The 14,771-nt window shown below is 56.8% G+C and carries 16 protein-coding genes, 1 tRNA gene and 1 pseudogene; 10 read left to right on the top strand and 8 right to left on the bottom strand.

Annotated features, from left to right (window positions below):
• The 3 genes and pseudogenes from ACTG4M_RS15160 to fabD all read right to left on the bottom strand — a co-directional run.
• Positions 1-93, bottom strand: a pseudogene (locus ACTG4M_RS15160) (acyl carrier protein); the annotation flags it as partial.
• Positions 94-362: 269 nt separating this feature from the next.
• The gene (fabG, locus tag ACTG4M_RS15155; protein WP_439124504.1) at positions 363-1,100 is read right to left on the bottom strand and encodes a 3-oxoacyl-ACP reductase FabG; all 738 of its coding nucleotides are present in this window, start codon (positions 1,098-1,100) and stop codon (positions 363-365) included.
• Positions 1,101-1,189: 89 nt separating this feature from the next.
• Complete coding sequence (fabD, locus tag ACTG4M_RS15150; RefSeq protein WP_439124503.1) at positions 1,190-2,125, bottom strand: ACP S-malonyltransferase; 936 nt, start codon at positions 2,123-2,125, stop codon at positions 1,190-1,192.
• A 152-nt stretch (positions 2,126-2,277) separates the two neighbouring features.
• Between fabD and ACTG4M_RS15145 the strand changes: the two genes are divergently transcribed.
• Positions 2,278-3,486 (top strand): cytochrome b/b6 domain-containing protein, encoded by a 1,209-nt coding sequence (locus ACTG4M_RS15145; protein ID WP_439124502.1) that lies wholly within the window; start codon positions 2,278-2,280, stop codon positions 3,484-3,486.
• 75 nt (positions 3,487-3,561) lie between these two features.
• On the opposite strand, the gene ACTG4M_RS15140 is transcribed toward ACTG4M_RS15145, so the two are convergent.
• Entirely contained in the window at positions 3,562-4,146 is a 585-nt protein-coding gene (locus ACTG4M_RS15140; RefSeq protein WP_439124501.1) for a YceI family protein, read from the bottom strand.
• A gap of 102 nt (positions 4,147-4,248) precedes the next feature.
• Complete coding sequence (locus ACTG4M_RS15135) at positions 4,249-4,452, bottom strand: hypothetical protein (protein WP_439124500.1); 204 nt, start codon at positions 4,450-4,452, stop codon at positions 4,249-4,251.
• Between the two features lie 294 nt (positions 4,453-4,746).
• Here ACTG4M_RS15135 and rpsF point away from each other — a divergent pair, with 294 nt between their 5' ends.
• From rpsF to ACTG4M_RS15110, 5 genes are all read left to right on the top strand, one after another.
• Positions 4,747-5,112 (top strand): 30S ribosomal protein S6, encoded by a 366-nt coding sequence (rpsF, locus tag ACTG4M_RS15130; protein ID WP_439124499.1) that lies wholly within the window; start codon positions 4,747-4,749, stop codon positions 5,110-5,112.
• A 25-nt stretch (positions 5,113-5,137) separates the two neighbouring features.
• Positions 5,138-5,365, top strand: coding sequence for a 30S ribosomal protein S18 (rpsR, locus tag ACTG4M_RS15125; RefSeq protein ID WP_026756163.1), 228 nt, complete (start codon positions 5,138-5,140; stop codon positions 5,363-5,365).
• Positions 5,366-5,377: 12 nt separating this feature from the next.
• On the top strand, positions 5,378-6,007 hold the full coding sequence (gene rplI / locus ACTG4M_RS15120) for a 50S ribosomal protein L9 (protein WP_439124498.1): 630 nt from the start codon (positions 5,378-5,380) through the stop codon (positions 6,005-6,007).
• Positions 6,008-6,217: 210 nt separating this feature from the next.
• Positions 6,218-6,625 (top strand): (R)-mandelonitrile lyase, encoded by a 408-nt coding sequence (locus ACTG4M_RS15115; protein ID WP_439124497.1) that lies wholly within the window; start codon positions 6,218-6,220, stop codon positions 6,623-6,625.
• Positions 6,626-6,697: 72 nt separating this feature from the next.
• The gene (locus ACTG4M_RS15110) at positions 6,698-7,840 is read left to right on the top strand and encodes a mandelate racemase/muconate lactonizing enzyme family protein (protein ID WP_439124496.1); all 1,143 of its coding nucleotides are present in this window, start codon (positions 6,698-6,700) and stop codon (positions 7,838-7,840) included.
• 97 nt (positions 7,841-7,937) lie between these two features.
• Here ACTG4M_RS15110 and tig read toward each other — a convergent pair whose 3' ends face one another.
• Positions 7,938-9,269, bottom strand: a complete 1,332-nt coding sequence (gene tig / locus ACTG4M_RS15105; protein WP_439124505.1) for a trigger factor — start codon at positions 9,267-9,269, stop codon at positions 7,938-7,940.
• A 200-nt stretch (positions 9,270-9,469) separates the two neighbouring features.
• On the opposite strand from tig, the gene ACTG4M_RS15100 reads away from it, so the two are divergent.
• Both ACTG4M_RS15100 and ACTG4M_RS15095 read left to right on the top strand, forming a co-directional pair.
• On the top strand, positions 9,470-10,417 hold the full coding sequence (locus tag ACTG4M_RS15100) for a DMT family transporter (RefSeq protein WP_439124495.1): 948 nt from the start codon (positions 9,470-9,472) through the stop codon (positions 10,415-10,417).
• A 66-nt stretch (positions 10,418-10,483) separates the two neighbouring features.
• Positions 10,484-10,657: a hypothetical protein gene (locus tag ACTG4M_RS15095; RefSeq protein WP_439124494.1), complete on the top strand. Its 174-nt coding sequence runs from the start codon at positions 10,484-10,486 to the stop codon at positions 10,655-10,657.
• On the opposite strand, the gene ACTG4M_RS15090 is transcribed toward ACTG4M_RS15095, so the two are convergent.
• A tRNA-Leu gene (locus ACTG4M_RS15090) sits at positions 10,621-10,704 on the bottom strand. The genes ACTG4M_RS15095 and ACTG4M_RS15090 overlap by 37 nt on opposite strands.
• A gap of 89 nt (positions 10,705-10,793) precedes the next feature.
• The gene (locus ACTG4M_RS15085) at positions 10,794-12,434 is read right to left on the bottom strand and encodes an NAD(P)H-hydrate dehydratase (RefSeq protein WP_439124493.1); all 1,641 of its coding nucleotides are present in this window, start codon (positions 12,432-12,434) and stop codon (positions 10,794-10,796) included.
• Positions 12,435-12,603: 169 nt separating this feature from the next.
• Here ACTG4M_RS15085 and ACTG4M_RS15080 point away from each other — a divergent pair, with 169 nt between their 5' ends.
• Both ACTG4M_RS15080 and glnA read left to right on the top strand, forming a co-directional pair.
• Entirely contained in the window at positions 12,604-12,942 is a 339-nt protein-coding gene (locus ACTG4M_RS15080) for a P-II family nitrogen regulator (RefSeq protein WP_292307808.1), read from the top strand.
• A gap of 49 nt (positions 12,943-12,991) precedes the next feature.
• Positions 12,992-14,398: a type I glutamate--ammonia ligase gene (glnA, locus tag ACTG4M_RS15075; RefSeq protein WP_439124492.1), complete on the top strand. Its 1,407-nt coding sequence runs from the start codon at positions 12,992-12,994 to the stop codon at positions 14,396-14,398.
• The last annotated feature ends 373 nt before the right edge of the window (positions 14,399-14,771 follow it).

The following is a 14,771-nucleotide window of genomic DNA, read 5'->3' as shown; positions in this document are numbered from 1 at the left end:
GTCGATGAACGACGCATTCTCAACCACTTTGTCCTCTTCGACACCAAGGTGCTCGACAACAATTTTCTTAACGCGATCTGCGACGTCGCTCATGTTTTCTTCCTCACAGTTTCGTCGGCGCGGTGGCCGGGTTAGCCCGCGCCCGGGCGGAATGGATCGTGCCCTTGCGGGCAATGGTTTGCGTCCCGGTCGAACGCCAATGACCGGAAGGGCCAACAGACTTGCGAGCCGGTTCAAAACCTGCGCCGCTATAGCACATGGAACCGGGATGGCAAACGCTTTCAACGCAAACGCGTGATGCCAAAAACTTTTGCATTTTCAGTGGTTTCTGCACCTGCAAAATACATGTTTCCCCTGCGAAATCAGAGCATTGCCATGCCACCATTCACGTGCAGTGTGGTTCCGGTTACATATGCCGCCTCGGGGCTCGCAAGATAAAGAACCGCAGCGGCGATCTCTTGCGGGGTGCCCATGCGGCCTGAGGGAATCTGTGTAAAGATTGCCGATTTCTGATCATCGGTCAGCTTGTCGGTCATGGCTGTCTCGATGAAACCGGGGGCCACCGCATTGACGGTGATGCCGCGGGTGGCCACCTCGTAGGCAAGGGATTTGGACATGCCGACCATCCCGGCCTTGGCGGCAGCATAGTTGCCCTGTCCCGGATTGCCGGTCGCGCCGACCACAGAAGAGATGTTGACGATGCGACCCCAACGCGCCTTCATCATGCCGCGCAGCACACCCTTGCACAGTTTGAACGTGGCCGTCAGGTTCACGTCGATCACCGACTGCCATTCGTCGTCTGACATGCGCATGAACAGATTGTCACGGGTGATACCGGCATTGTTCACGAGGATATCAACGCTGCCCATGGCGTCCGTCGCCTGTTTCGGCAAGGCCGATACGGCCTCCGGATCGCTGAGGTTGCAGGGTAGGACATGGGCGCGGTCACCCAGATCAGCTGCCAGTGCCTCAAGCGGTTCGGTGCGGGTGCCGGACAGACCAACAGTGGCCCCAGCCGTGTGCAGGACGCGGGCGATCTCGCCGCCGATGCCACCCGAAGCGCCGGTCACCAGCGCGGTCTTGCCTGTCAGATCGAACATATCGTGATCCTTTTCATCTCATTTTAACCTTGGAGCGAAAGAATCTTCGTACGAAGATTCTTGGCGCTGGCCATAAAATTCTGGGCGTGTCAGCTGTTTTGTGTCGCCGCCTGTACATCCGCAGCTGTTCCGACTGCACGCGTTGTGGCAGAGCGATCAATTCGGCGCACCATACCGATTAACGCCTTGCCTGCCCCGATCTCCCAGAACTCGGTCACACCCTGACCGACCATCCAACTCACCGACTCACGCCAGCGGACCGCGCCGGTGATTTGATCTACCAGCAGCGAACGGATGCTTTCCGGTGCGCTGACCGCTTCGGCCATCACATTCGCTACCACGGGAACGGCCGGTGCGTTGATCGTAACGCTGCCAAGCGCAGCGGCCATCGCTTCGGCTGCCGGGGCCATGAGCGCGCAATGAAACGGGGCGCTAACAGGCAAGAGCACAGCGCGTTTCGCACCAGCCTCTTTGGCCAGATCGACAGCACGTTCCACGGCTGCCTTGTGACCAGAGACCACGACCTGCCCAGGATCATTATCGTTTGCAGCGGCACACACCTCGCCTTGGCTTGCCGCCTCAGCAACTTTGCGCACATCTTCGAGCCCCAAGCCGAGGATCGCAGCCATTGCGCCGACACCCACTGGCACGGCCTCTTGCATCGCGGCACCACGCGCCCGCAGCAGCCGTGCAGCGTCAGTCACGGACAACGCCCCGGCGGCAGTCAGTGCCGAGTACTCGCCCAGCGAATGGCCTGCGACATAGGCCGCCGACTCAACAGCAACCCCTTCAGCCTCCAGAGCGCGCATCGCTGCGATTGAGGTGGCCATAAGTGCTGGCTGCGCGTTGGCGGTCAGGGTCAGCGTTTCGATGTCCCCGTCCCAGATCAACGCACTGAGCTTTTCCCCCAACGCGTCGTCCACTTCTTCGAACACAGCGCGGGCACCTGGATACGCATCGGCCAGATCGCGGCCCATTCCGATGGTTTGCGCCCCCTGCCCGGGAAAAAGAAATGCTCGGCCCATGGACCCCTCCGGTTTTGATTGGCACAAGCCATTACAGCCCGTGCCCGGGCGACGCAACGTTCCTGCACGATTTCTGTGCGCTGACGAAGATTGCGGACCTGTCTTGATGCGATAGCTCAGATTTCATCAGTACCACAATCGGAGACGCCCCCATGTCCGCCGCCAATACGACAACTCAATATGGTTTTGTCGCCAAAACCCTTCACTGGTTGACGGCGCTTGGCATTCTTGCCGTGATCCCTTTGGGAATCGTCGCCAATGACATGCCCTACGACACGGCAGACCAACTGGCGGACAAGGCGTGGCTGTTCTCGTTGCACAAAACGATTGGCGTCACGTTGTTCTTCGTGGCGTTGGCCCGCATTCTTTGGGCGATCGTGCAGCCAAAGCCTGCCGCCCTACACCCCGACCGCAAAACCGAGACGTTGCTGGCCGAAATTGTGCACTGGCTTCTCTATGGATCGCTTGTGCTCGTCCCGCTTTCCGGCTGGGTGCATCACGCGGCGACTGAAGGCTTTGCACCGATCTGGTGGTCGTTTGGACAAAACCTGCCGTTTGTGCCTGAAAACCTTACGGTCTCCGAAACGGCAGCTGGGCTGCACATCGTCTTTGAACGGGTGCTCATAATCTCAATGATCCTGCACATCGCCGGGGCCATCAAACATGCAGTGATCGACAAGGATCAGACTTTGGCGCGCATGCTGCCGGGCCGTCAGGTCACTGTTGCCGCATCCGAGCGGCCGTCCCGTGGTTTTGTGCCGCCAGCGCTGGCGGTTTTGGTCTGGGCTGCTGCACTTGGCGTCGGTGGCATATTTGGCGTCTATAGCAAAGGCAGCGCAATTGCCGCCGAAGCCCCGGCTTTGCAGCGGGTCGAAAGTGAATGGGCTGTAACAGACGGCACGCTTGGCATTACGGTCCGTCAGATGGGCGCGGATGTGTCAGGGTCGTTCGAAGAATGGACCGCCGATATCAGCTTTGACGAAACGGTCATGGCCGGTAAAGCCGGGTCCGTCGATGTCGAAATCGCAATCACATCGCTAACGCTGGGGTCTGTTACGCAACAGGCGATGGGGCCGGACTACTTTGCCAGTTCAGACTTTCCGACCGCGACCTTCAGCGCCGATATCTTGAACACTCCTGACGGATATGTCGCGGAAGGAACATTGCGTTTGCGCGGGATAGAGCAGCCAGTGTTGCTGCCATTTGATCTTACGATCGCGACCGACACAGCACAAATGGAAGGCAGCACGGTTCTAGACCGGCGGAGCTTTGATATTGGCGCCGGTATGACGGACGAAAGCCAATTGGGCTTTGAGGTGAGTGTGACCGTTGATCTGACCGCAACGCGCGGCGGTGAATGAAGAAACTTCGCGACCTCAAAACACAAAAAACCCCGGGCACACCAACCGGGGTTTTTCTTTATTGATGGGAAAGACTCAGGATTCGCTATCGTTAACCTTCATCGCTTCGACCGAGATCTGCACTTCGACCTCATCGCTGACGAACGGTGCGAAAGCGCCAACCTCGAAATCGCTGCGCATCAAGGTGGTTGTCGCGTCAAACCCGGCCCACGGCTTGTTTTCCATCGGATGATCACCTGACTGGTTCAGCGTGGCAGTCAATGTGACCGGCTTGGTGATACCGTTGAGGGTCAGATCGCCCATGATATTGGCGGTGCTGTCGCCCGTCACTTCGATATTCGTGGAGGTGAAGGTGACCATTTCGTCTTCTTCCGCACCAAAGAAATCAGCGGACATGAAATGCTCAAACCGGCCTTCCCAGCCAGTGAACATGGAGCGAACTGGGAACGACACTGTCACCGACGAATTGGCCGGGTCGGCCTGATCGAACTGGATGTCGCCCTCAAATCCCGAAAACATGCCCCACGTGGTCGAATATCCCAAGTGATTGTAGGAAAACAGGATTTGGCTGTGGCTCGAGTCCAGCGTATAGGCTTCGGGTTCGGCCTGCGCGGCGAACGGGGCTGCGACCAGTGCTGCGGCAAGAAGTGTGCGTTTCATGAGTATGTCCTCTTTCAGAGTTGCGATGCATCACTAAATTGCGGTGACAGCGCGCAGTCTCAATTGGAGGAAACTCAACAGAGTCTGTGTCGGAATGAACAGTCAGCGGCCGAAAAAGCACAAACCGGCAAATCCCATCACGATGACCGACAGGCCCAATCCCATAACACGTGCCTCGGGCAAGGCACCCTGTGTGGCGATCCAGATACCTGGTACTGCAATCAGACAGGCGATTCCGATGATGCGCCGCATCACACGACCGACCGTATTTCTTCCGCGCATATAGTTTTCATCGTAATGTACCATTTGCTCTCTCCTCGGCCGATGACGCGACGACCGCTTACCGTTTACGTTCTGGAAACAGTCTGTTCAGGAAATCTGCCGAATTCGGGGCGTGTTCGGCACCGCAGCAAGGCATGTTCTGGGCAGGATTGTGACGACCCACACGGGTCATCGCAGCAACGCTTGAACCCCCGATCAATCCGTGTATACGGAGCGCTCCTTTCGCGAAACGATTTTTACCGCGCAGTCTCTCGTGGGCAGGTGCGAAAGGGTCAAAGCCTGTCCTTTGAAATGCGCCAGAACAGAAACGGAGTGCACATGCCGCTATACGAGCATGTTTTTATCTCGCGTCAGGATTTGTCCAACGCGCAGGCTGAAGGCCTTATCGAACATTTTGGCACAGTTCTTTCCGACAACGGCGGCAAGCTTGTTGATCAGGAATACTGGGGCGTCAAAACGATGGCCTATAAGATCAACAAAAACCGCAAGGGTCACTACGCCTATCTGCGCACCGATGCACCAGCATCCGCCGTGCAGGAGATGGAGCGTTTGATGCGTTTGCATGACGACGTGATGCGTATTCTCACCATCAAGGTGGACGCGCATGAAGAAGGTCCGTCTGTCCAGATGCAGAAACGTGACGAACGTGGTGATCGTGGCGACCGCCGCGAGCGTCGCAATTGATCGCCTGAAGAAAGGACGCTAATCCATGGCTACGAAACCATTTTTCCGCCGTCGTAAGGTGTGCCCCTTCTCGGGCGATAACGCACCCAAGATCGACTACAAAGACACCAAGCTGCTGCAGCGCTATATCTCTGAGCGTGGCAAGATCGTGCCGTCGCGCATCACAGCCGTGTCCGCAAAGAAACAGCGTGAGCTGGCCCGTGCAATCAAGCGCGCCCGCTTCCTCGCCCTGCTGCCCTACGCAGTGAAGTAAGGAGAGACTGACATGCAAGTTATCCTTCTGGAACGCGTGGCCAAGCTTGGCCAGATGGGCGACGTCGTTGACGTAAAGCCCGGTTTTGCGCGCAACTACCTGCTTCTGCAGGGCAAGGCGCTGACCGCCTCGAAAGAGAACATCGCGACGTTCGAAAACCAGAAAGCACAGCTCGAAGCACAGAACCTCGAAACCAAGAAAGAGGCCAAAGCGATGGCCGACAAACTTGGTGGACAGCAGTTCATCGTGATTCGTCAGGCATCGGACGGTGGCAACCTCTACGGTTCTGTCACCACACGTGATGCGGCTGATGTAGCGACGGAAGAGGGCTTCACCCTTGACCGTAAGCAGATCATCATCCGGACGCCGATCAAGGTTCTGGGCCTCCACGAAGTAGAGGTGCACCTGCACCCCGAAGTCATGGTCACCATCGAACTGAACGTTGCACGTTCGCCCGAAGAAGCTGAACTTCAGGCGTCCGGCAAGTCCATTCAGGAACTGGCCGCCGAGGAAGAAGCACAAGCTGAATTCGAGATTTCGGAACTCTTCGACGATATTGGTGCAGCTGCATCTGATGACGACGAGTTGGCAGCCGAAACTCCCGAGACATCTGATGACGAGGCAGACAAGTCGGAAGACTGATCGCCTTTATCAATCGTAAATTCAAAAGCCCCGCCAATTTGGTGGGGCTTTTTTGTTACACCACATTGGCTGTCCACGAAAACCTGGCAGACATGCAAATGCGTATCCGGCGTTGTACTGAAATGGAAAACCGTATCTGATTGTCCAGTAATGCAGGTTTGCAGAATGCACCCTGCTAAACCATGCATACACTGCACAAAGGAGCGTGCCATGAAGATCCACCGCGCCGGGGACCGGCCTTCGCAATCGCCAAACAGCGACTATTTCACCGGCAAGGTTCGGTTTGATCCGATTGTGTCGGGTGATGATCCATCAGCCGTCAAGATCCTTTCGGTTACCTTTGATCCCGGCGCACGAACGGCATGGCACACCCATCCGGTGGGTCAGACGCTTCATGTTCTGTCAGGCTTCGGGTTAGCTGGATCCGAAGGGCAGCCGGTCAAGGTTTTGCGCCCCGGCGATACCGTATGGTTCGAACCCGGAGAGAAGCATTGGCATGGTGCATCGCCAGACTGCGCAATGACCCATTTGGCGGTACAGACGGCCGTTGATGGCAAGACGGCCAACTGGATGGAGCACGTCTCGGACGAGGATTACAACGGCCCACGCGCCGATTGATCCACGGTTCAAGTCACAATCATCCACATCGGCGCGCTTGCCTTTGTGGACGTATCCTGCTGTCTTGTTTCAATGACGATCACCCTGTCCCGCATCGCCGTTTCTGCCTACCGCGTGCCGATCTCGTCACCGGTGGCCACATCCTTTGGCGTCATGCACAACCGTCCTGCGGTGTTCGTGCGGATCGAAGACACCGATGGCGCATTTGGTTGGGGCGAAATTTTTGCCAATTGGCCCGCTGCCGGGGCCGAACACCGTGCCCGATTGGTCATTGAAGATTTCGCCGATCTGCTGCTTGGCCAATCCTTTGACTCTGCCTTGGATCTGTTCAGGAAACTGACGAACAAAACGCACATCCGCGCCTTGCAATGCGGTGAGTGGGGTTCGTTCCGGCAGGTGATCGCAGGTCTTAATACCGCGATGACCGATCTTAAAGCCCGCCGTGCAGATTTGCCTGTGGCTCAATTTCTGGCACAAGGTGCTCAAACTGCCGTGCCCTGCTATGCCAGCGGCATCGCCATCACACAGGCTGCAGCCCAAATCGCACACAGCCGCGATGCAGGGTTTTCCGCATTCAAGGTCAAGGTCGGCTTTGACATGACCCGGGACATTGCCTTGTTATCCGATCTTTTTGAAACACTGGCTGAAGGCGAGGCTATGTTCGCAGACGCAAATCAAGCCTGGGGTTTGTCCGAGGCTGAAACCTTTGTCGCCGCCTGCCGCGACTTGCCACTTGGCTGGCTCGAAGAACCGCTGCCCGCGGACGCATCCCTGAACCATTGGCGCGCGTTGGCCGAGCAATCGTCGATCCCATTGGCTGGGGGCGAGAATATCAACGACAAAGGTGGATTTGCTGACGCCATTGCGAGTGGAGTGTTCAGCGTCCTGCAGCCCGATATTGCGAAATGGGGAGGGTTCAGCGGCTGCTGGCCAGTCGCGCAAGCGATCCACGAAGCAGGCCTTAGGTATTGTCCGCATTTCCTTGGGGGTGGAATTGGCCTTGTCGCATCCGCTCACCTGCTGGCAGCCGCCGGAGGTGATGGCCTGCTCGAAGTGGACGTAAACCCCAACCCATTGCGCGATGCGTTTGATCTTTGGAGGGGCCAAAGCGACCGGAGCACCTTAATCCTATCGGGCGCAGCCGGTCTTGGCATTACCACCCTGCCGGACGAGATTGCGCAATACGTCACATATTCAAGCGAGCTGCATCTCTAAGCGTCGGAGATCGACAGTGCCTACCCATTTATCAGACAAAAAACCGCAGCGCGAAAACACGCTGCGGCTTTGAAATCAAAGCATTAAGGGGCAATGATTACTCTTCGTCGAGTGCTTCAACCGCCTTCTGAAGATCGTCTTTGGACACTTCTTTCTCGGTCACAGCAGCCTGTTCGGCCACGTGATCGACAACCTTGTCTTCAAAGATTGGCGCGCGCAGCTGCTGTTGCATCTGTTGGTTCTGACGCACGAAATCAAAGAATGCACGTTCCTGCCCAGGGTACTGACGGGCCTGATTCATGATTGCCTGTGTCATCTCGGCGTCCGAAACCTCGACTTCGGCTTTCTGACCCAGTTCGGCCAACAACAGACCCAGTTTCACGCGGCGTTCCGCGAGCTTGTTGTGCTCATCGGTCGGCTCCACCTCGGGGTGATCGTGGCCTTCAACCTCGGGGTTTTCTTCATGCCACAGCTGGTGTGCGATTTGCTTGGCTTCAGCTTCGACAAGCGATGGCGGCAGATCGACTGAGACCTTCTCGTCCAATTGATCCAGCAGATCACGCTTCATCACCTGACGCGCGGCACCGGAATATTCGGCTTCCAAACGCTCAGCGATCTGCGCCTTGAGTGCTGCGAGGTCTTCGGCACCGAACTTGGTCGCCAGTTCATCGTTGATCTCGGCCGCGACCGGCTCTTTTACAGCTTTCACGGTGCAGTCAAACACCGCGTCTTTACCAGCAAGGTTTTCCGCACCGTATTCCTCGGGGAATTTAACTTCGACGCTCTTTTCATCGTCAGCTTTCACACCAACAAGCTGCTCTTCAAAACCGGGAATGAATGATCCCGAACCCAGCACCAGCGGATAATCTTCGGCAGCACCACCTTCGAACGGCTCACCGTCAACCTTGCCGAGGAAGTCGATCACAACCTGATCGCCGTCTTTCGCCTTGGAACCCTTCTTGCGGTCCTTGAAGTCCTGAGCGGTTTCAGCAAGGTTTGCCAGCGCTTCGTCAACTTCGGCATCGCCTGCTTTGACGACCATCTTTTCGAGTTTCAGCGAGGACATATCGACCTCGGGCATCTCGGGCAGCTTTTCGTAAGACATGTCGACCTGAACATCGTCGCCCGGCTTCCAATCGTCATTTGTCATTTTGACTTCGGGCTGAAGCGCAGGGCGGTCGCCGCTGTCTTCAAAATGCTTGGACATCGCGCCGTCGATGGTTTCCTGCATGGCTTCGCCCATCAGACGTTCGCCAAACTGCTTTTTGAGAAGCGGCATCGGCACTTTGCCCTTGCGGAAGCCCTTCATCTCGATTTCAGGCTGTGCTTCTTTAAGCTTTTCGTTGACCTTTGCGTCCAACTCATCCGCCGAGACGGTGATCGAGTAGCTGCGCTTGAGGCCTTCATTGAGGGTTTCGGTGACCTGCATGTCGTCCTTATCCATTGCATAGGGGCCACGGAGGCGTCCGCGGCGGTCAAAATCCATCGCCTCTTAGAGGCGTGCATGGAGCGGTGCAAGCAGGAAATAGATCGATTTGCACCGCCGTCGGCATTGCTACGAAATCAGATAAGCGAACACCCTGATAGAAAAGAATAGACGGGAACAGGTTCGCCCCCTATGCGAAACGCATGCCCAACGCGACGTCTTCACCTCCTTCCACCGATCATATTCTTGCTGGTGTCGCCCTGATGCTGGGCTTTTGTGTGACGGCACCTTTGCTAGATGTGGCCGCGAAACTGGCGTCGGACACCGTGCCGGTAGGACAGATCACAGCGGCACGGTTTATGGTACAGTGCGTGCTGATGGCCCCCGTTGTTTGGGTCATGGGGCTATCGCTTCGGATACCGCGCGCGCTATGGCTGGCACTGGCATTCCGCGCGGTGCTGTTGTTCATCTCGACCTTTTGCTTCATCGCCGCAATCCGCGTCATGCCGTTGGCTGATGCGCTGGCAATTGTCTTTGTGGCGCCCTTCATCGTGCTGCTGGTTGGCAAATTCTACTTTGATGAAGACGTTGGACCTCGCCGTGTTGGCGCTGCTTTGGTGGGCTTTGTGGGGGTCTTGTTTGTCATCCAACCAAGTTTTGCCGCCTTCGGTGCCGTTGCACTGTTTCCGCTTGGGACGGCAGTTGGCTTTGCATTCTACATTCTTGTGACGCGGGGGCTGTCCCGACGTGTACATCCGGTAACTTTGCAGTTTCACACCGGTTTGATTGCCAGCGTGCTGTGCGTACCGGTGATGGTTCTCGCCCGAGGCACAGGGTCCGAATTGCTTGATCCGGTTTGGCCCGAGGGGATCGTCTGGAGCTGGCTGTTTGCAGTCGGGTTCTTTGCAACTGTAAGCCATATGATGATGACCTATGCACTGTCACTTGCGCCATCAGCGACGCTGGCGCCATTGCAGTATCTAGAGCTGCCGGTGGCAACCCTGCTGGGCTATTTGGTGTTTGGAGATTTCCCCAATGCGCTGACCTTAACCGGTATCGCCATAATCATCGGTGCGGGGCTTTATATGATCCACCGCGAACGTATCACCGCCCGCCAATTGATGACCGAACGCGCCGCGCCGCCAATCTAGTTTAAGAGAACTTTATTCTTCCAGCCCAACTTTGTCGCGCTCCTCCGCAAACAGAGCGGTGGCCCGATGACCATTACTGTTGGACAGACAGGCAAATTATGCAGCCGCCGAAAGGCAGTGGCTTTCGACTATTTAGGTACAGGTGAGACGATCAATCTTGAACCAAACCTGCCTGAAGCCAAAGATGGCAGACCGAACAATTATGGTGCGGGTGAAGGGACTCGAACCCCCACGCCATAGGCGCCAGAACCTAAATCTGGTGCGTCTACCAATTCCGCCACACCCGCACTGCGGTGCTCAGTAACAAAGCTCTTGAGCCGATGCGAGCAGAATTTTTGCTAAATTGAGCCCCCTAAGACACTTCGCGCGCAGTTTCTTAACCGTCGAGCGTTAAAAAGACCTGAGGCAGCATCTCGGGCAGGTCTTCGGCGATCAAACCAGGACCGAATGCGCGGGCGGCTTCGCAATGCAGCCAGACAGCCGCTTCGGTCACGCAAAACAGATCGGGTGCGGTTTCAGGAGCCGACAGGCCGGCGATCAACCCGGCCAGCACATCACCCGCCCCCGCGGTTGCAAGCCATGGCACAGCTCTTTCGCCGGTGGCCGTGTGGACGGATGCGCCGCCGTCCGGTTGGGCAATCACCGTGTCTTCGCCTTTGAGCAAAACGATACAGCCTGCCCGATCCGCTGCAATGCGCGCCACGTCGATCTTGGAGCGATTGGCCCGTTCCGATTGTGCGAGGTCCGGGAACAGCCTCGCGAATTCCCCCTCGTGGGGGGTGATCACCGTGCGCGGATGCGTCTGTGCGAACAGGGCGTCCGGATCATCCTGAAAAGAGGTCAGCGCATCCGCGTCAAGCACAACAACCGGATCGCGCCATCCGCGCTCTTTGCGTCGATGCGTCAAAGCGGCGAATACCAAGTCGCGCGTTCCGGTTCCGACGCCAAGACCCGGCCCGAGGCACAGAGCGGTCACACGGTCATCGACGATCTGGCGAAACGCGGAGGCGTCCGCGCAGTCGCGCAACATCACTGCATCAAGATGGCAGGCGTTTTCCTGTACGGCCTCTGGTGGGCATAGGACAGTGACCAACCCGGCCCCGCTGCGCAACGCCGCGCGGGCTGCCATCCGCGCGGCACCGCCGCGTCCCGGTCCGCCCGCGAGAATCATAGCGTGGCCGTAGTCGTATTTGTGCCCCTGCCCGCGCAGCTTGGCGATCATCGCACCGGGCCAGATGCGTGGCGGAAGCGGGTGATCGCCAAAGCTGGGGTCGATCAATCGCGCCCGTTCTGGATCAGGTGCGGTTCCGATCATGGCGCGCTCAGCAGCATCCAGTCCGTTTAATCCGATATCAACCACCTGGACATCGCCGCAAAGGGTTGGCCCCAGACCCAGTCTGTGGCCAACCTTCAGGCTGTGAAACGACACGGTTAGGTGCGCCGAATTGACCCTCGGCATTGTGCCGTCGTCGGAATGCGGGACGTTCCCCGTGTCAAGGTTCAGGCCGGACGGACAGTCAATTGCCAAGCGGCGTATCACATGGCCACGATTCCAATTACCCATAATCCCAACCTCAAGCCCCATGGCCAGGTCCTTGGGCAGTGGGCGTGTGAGCCCCGTGCCAAATACGGCATCAACGAATAGGTCGGGGCGCTTACAACCACAGACAGCCGTCGCATCGAACGGCGAGACTGCCCCCATACTCAGCCAAAGGTCATGATTGGCTTTTGCATCCGGCGGCAGTTTGGCCACATCACCATAAAGGAAGACATCGACCGACCAGCCAAGATCCGTCAGGCGGCGCGCGATGACAAACCCGTCCCCACCATTGTTGCCCGGCCCGCATAGGATCAATGCACGGTGCCCCCCGCGCGACAGCTCTGGCCATTTGGCAATAACCGCATCCACAGCGCCCCGCCCCGCACGCTCCATCAACTGCAAACCAGTGACGGCCCCCGACTCGATTTCTGTCTGTTCGATGGCCCGCATCTGGGTGGAGGTGAGCAATTCGGTCACGTGTGTTCTTCTCCGCGATTCATTTATGCGCGATTTTTGTGCATGTTGCACATTTTATAAGCGACGCTTTTCAATCCCAGCGCCCTCTCGCTCTACATTTACCCCAACCGATTGTGGCGCTCAAACAGAAGTGGTCTGACGTCCCCAATGCAGGAGTGAGGGACCCGCGATGAAAAAAATTGAAGCTATCATTAAGCCCTTCAAACTCGACGAGGTGAAGGAAGCTCTTCAGGACGCCGGCATTCAGGGCCTGAGCGTTGTCGAAGTCAAAGGATTTGGGCGCCAGAAAGGCCATACAGAACTGTATCGCGGCGCTGAATACGTCGTTGATTTCCTGCCTAAAGTAAAAATCGAGGTCGTCCTTGACGACGATCAGGTCGATGGCGCAATCGCCGCCATCGTCGAAGCCGCCAAAACCGACAAGATTGGTGACGGCAAGATTTTCGTGTCGCCGGTCGAACAGGCCATCCGCATTCGCACTGGTGAATCCGGCTCCGACGCGATCTGATACTAACGTTTAGACGAAAATACCCAACATCAGTGAAAGGGAAGAGAGAATGAGCACTGAAGCGCTTCTCAAGATGATCAAGGACGAAGATGTCGCCTATGTAGACATCCGCTTTACCGACCCGCGCGGTAAGCTCCAGCACGTCACAGTGATAGCCGATGAAGTTGATGAGGACTTTCTTGAAGAAGGTTTCATGTTCGACGGGTCGTCCATCGCAGGCTGGAAGTCCATCGAAGCCTCCGACATGAAACTGATGCCCGACACGGACAGCGCTTATGTCGATCCGTTCTATGCGGAAAAAACCGTCTGCGTGCACTGCTCGATTGTTGAGCCGGACACGGGCGAAGCCTATGATCGTGACCCGCGTTCGACTGCCGAAAAGGCCGAAGCATATCTCAAGTCCTCGGGTATCGGTGATATTTCGTACTGGGGTCCGGAAGCTGAATTCTTCCTGTTCGACGATGTTCGTTTCTCGAACTCGATCAACAAAGTGTCCTACGAAGTCGATGCGCTTGACGCATCGTGGAACACCGACACCGAATACGAAATGGGCAACACCGGTCACCGTCCCGGCATCAAGGGCGGCTATTTCCCGGTAAACCCGATCGACGATGGTCAGGACATCCGTTCGGAAATGCTGTCCACGATGAAGCGTCTGGGCATGAAGGTCGACAAGCACCATCACGAAGTCGCGTCCTGTCAGCACGAACTCGGTCTCATTTTTGGTTCGCTGACAAAGCAGGCCGACGAGCTTCAGAAGTATAAATATGTGATCCACAACGTGGCACAGGCTTACGGCAAGTCGGCAACGTTCATGCCCAAGCCGATCTACGGCGACAACGGCACCGGCATGCACTGCAATATGTCGATCTGGAAAGACGGCAAGCCGCTTTTCGCAGGCGACAAATATGCCGACCTGAGCCAGGAAGCGCTGTATTTCATTGGTGGTATCCTGAAGCACGCAAAAGCGTTGAACGCCTTCACCAATCCGTCGACCAACTCGTACAAGCGTCTGATCCCGGGTTTTGAAGCTCCTGTTCTGCGCGCCTATTCTGCACGTAACCGGTCCGGTTGTGTCCGTATTCCGTGGACTGAAAACCCGAAAGCAAAGCGCGTCGAGGCCCGCTTCCCCGATCCGTCGGCGAACCCGTACCTCTGCTTTGCCGCTCTGCTCATGGCCGGCATCGACGGTATCGTGAACAAGATCGATCCGGGCGAGGCGATGGACAAGAACCTTTACGATCTGCCCGCAGAAGAGCTGGAAGGCATCCCGACAGTTTGCGGCAGCTTGCGTGAAGCAATCGAAGAGCTGCAGGCCGACATGGACTTCCTGCTGGCCGGTGACGTGTTCACCAAAGACCAGATCGCAGGTTACATCGACCTGAAGATGGAAGAAATCGAACTGTACGAGCACACACCGCACCCGGTTGAGTTCGGAATGTACTATAGCTGCTGATCCGTTCGGTCAGAGGCACGTATGGGAAAGGCGTCCTTCGGGGCGCCTTTTTCATTTTGATGCCCGTTTCCGGTTTGCCCTGATGCCACTTCGGTTCGGGCACTGCCCAATTCAGGTCACGCTCTTGGATTTTTCTCCAGAAAAAACCGGAAATCCGTCAAATTTCCAGTTTGAGCCCAATTCAGTGCGCATTTCGGACACATTCTGAGTCTTTAACATGATCAAAACAACAGCTTCACGCACCGAGCTTTACGCACCTGGGGAGGTACAAAATGACAACTTCGGATGCCACAGTGTGAACCAGACCGGGTTTTCCGGAGATGTTGGAGTTCGTCACTCAGCGGCTATTTTAGCCGTGAGCTCTGCGTTGTAA

Source organism: Marivita sp., from assembly GCF_965656765.1.
Lineage (GTDB): Bacteria > Pseudomonadota > Alphaproteobacteria > Rhodobacterales > Rhodobacteraceae > Marivita.
Note: the sequence above shows the minus strand (reverse complement) of the source record. Positions and strands in the feature narration are given on the sequence as shown.

Bases quoted from the DNA above. Each gene is read 5' to 3' on its own strand.
- fabG (WP_439124504.1), bottom strand. From the start codon at position 1,100: ATGTTCGATCTGACAGGCAAGACCGCGCTGGTGACCGGCGCTTCGGGT.
- fabD (WP_439124503.1), bottom strand. From the start codon at position 2,125: ATGGGCCGAGCATTTCTTTTTCCCGGGCAGGGGGCGCAAACCATCGGA.
- ACTG4M_RS15145 (WP_439124502.1), top strand. From the start codon at position 2,278: ATGTCCGCCGCCAATACGACAACTCAATATGGTTTTGTCGCCAAAACC.
- ACTG4M_RS15140 (WP_439124501.1), bottom strand. From the start codon at position 4,146: ATGAAACGCACACTTCTTGCCGCAGCACTGGTCGCAGCCCCGTTCGCC.
- ACTG4M_RS15135 (WP_439124500.1), bottom strand. From the start codon at position 4,452: ATGGTACATTACGATGAAAACTATATGCGCGGAAGAAATACGGTCGGT.
- rpsF (WP_439124499.1), top strand. From the start codon at position 4,747: ATGCCGCTATACGAGCATGTTTTTATCTCGCGTCAGGATTTGTCCAAC.
- rpsR (WP_026756163.1), top strand. From the start codon at position 5,138: ATGGCTACGAAACCATTTTTCCGCCGTCGTAAGGTGTGCCCCTTCTCG.
- rplI (WP_439124498.1), top strand. From the start codon at position 5,378: ATGCAAGTTATCCTTCTGGAACGCGTGGCCAAGCTTGGCCAGATGGGC.
- ACTG4M_RS15115 (WP_439124497.1), top strand. From the start codon at position 6,218: ATGAAGATCCACCGCGCCGGGGACCGGCCTTCGCAATCGCCAAACAGC.
- ACTG4M_RS15110 (WP_439124496.1), top strand. From the start codon at position 6,698: ATGACGATCACCCTGTCCCGCATCGCCGTTTCTGCCTACCGCGTGCCG.
- tig (WP_439124505.1), bottom strand. From the start codon at position 9,269: ATGCAGGTCACCGAAACCCTCAATGAAGGCCTCAAGCGCAGCTACTCG.
- ACTG4M_RS15100 (WP_439124495.1), top strand. From the start codon at position 9,470: ATGCCCAACGCGACGTCTTCACCTCCTTCCACCGATCATATTCTTGCT.
- ACTG4M_RS15095 (WP_439124494.1), top strand. From the start codon at position 10,484: ATGACCATTACTGTTGGACAGACAGGCAAATTATGCAGCCGCCGAAAG.
- ACTG4M_RS15080 (WP_292307808.1), top strand. From the start codon at position 12,604: ATGAAAAAAATTGAAGCTATCATTAAGCCCTTCAAACTCGACGAGGTG.
- glnA (WP_439124492.1), top strand. From the start codon at position 12,992: ATGAGCACTGAAGCGCTTCTCAAGATGATCAAGGACGAAGATGTCGCC.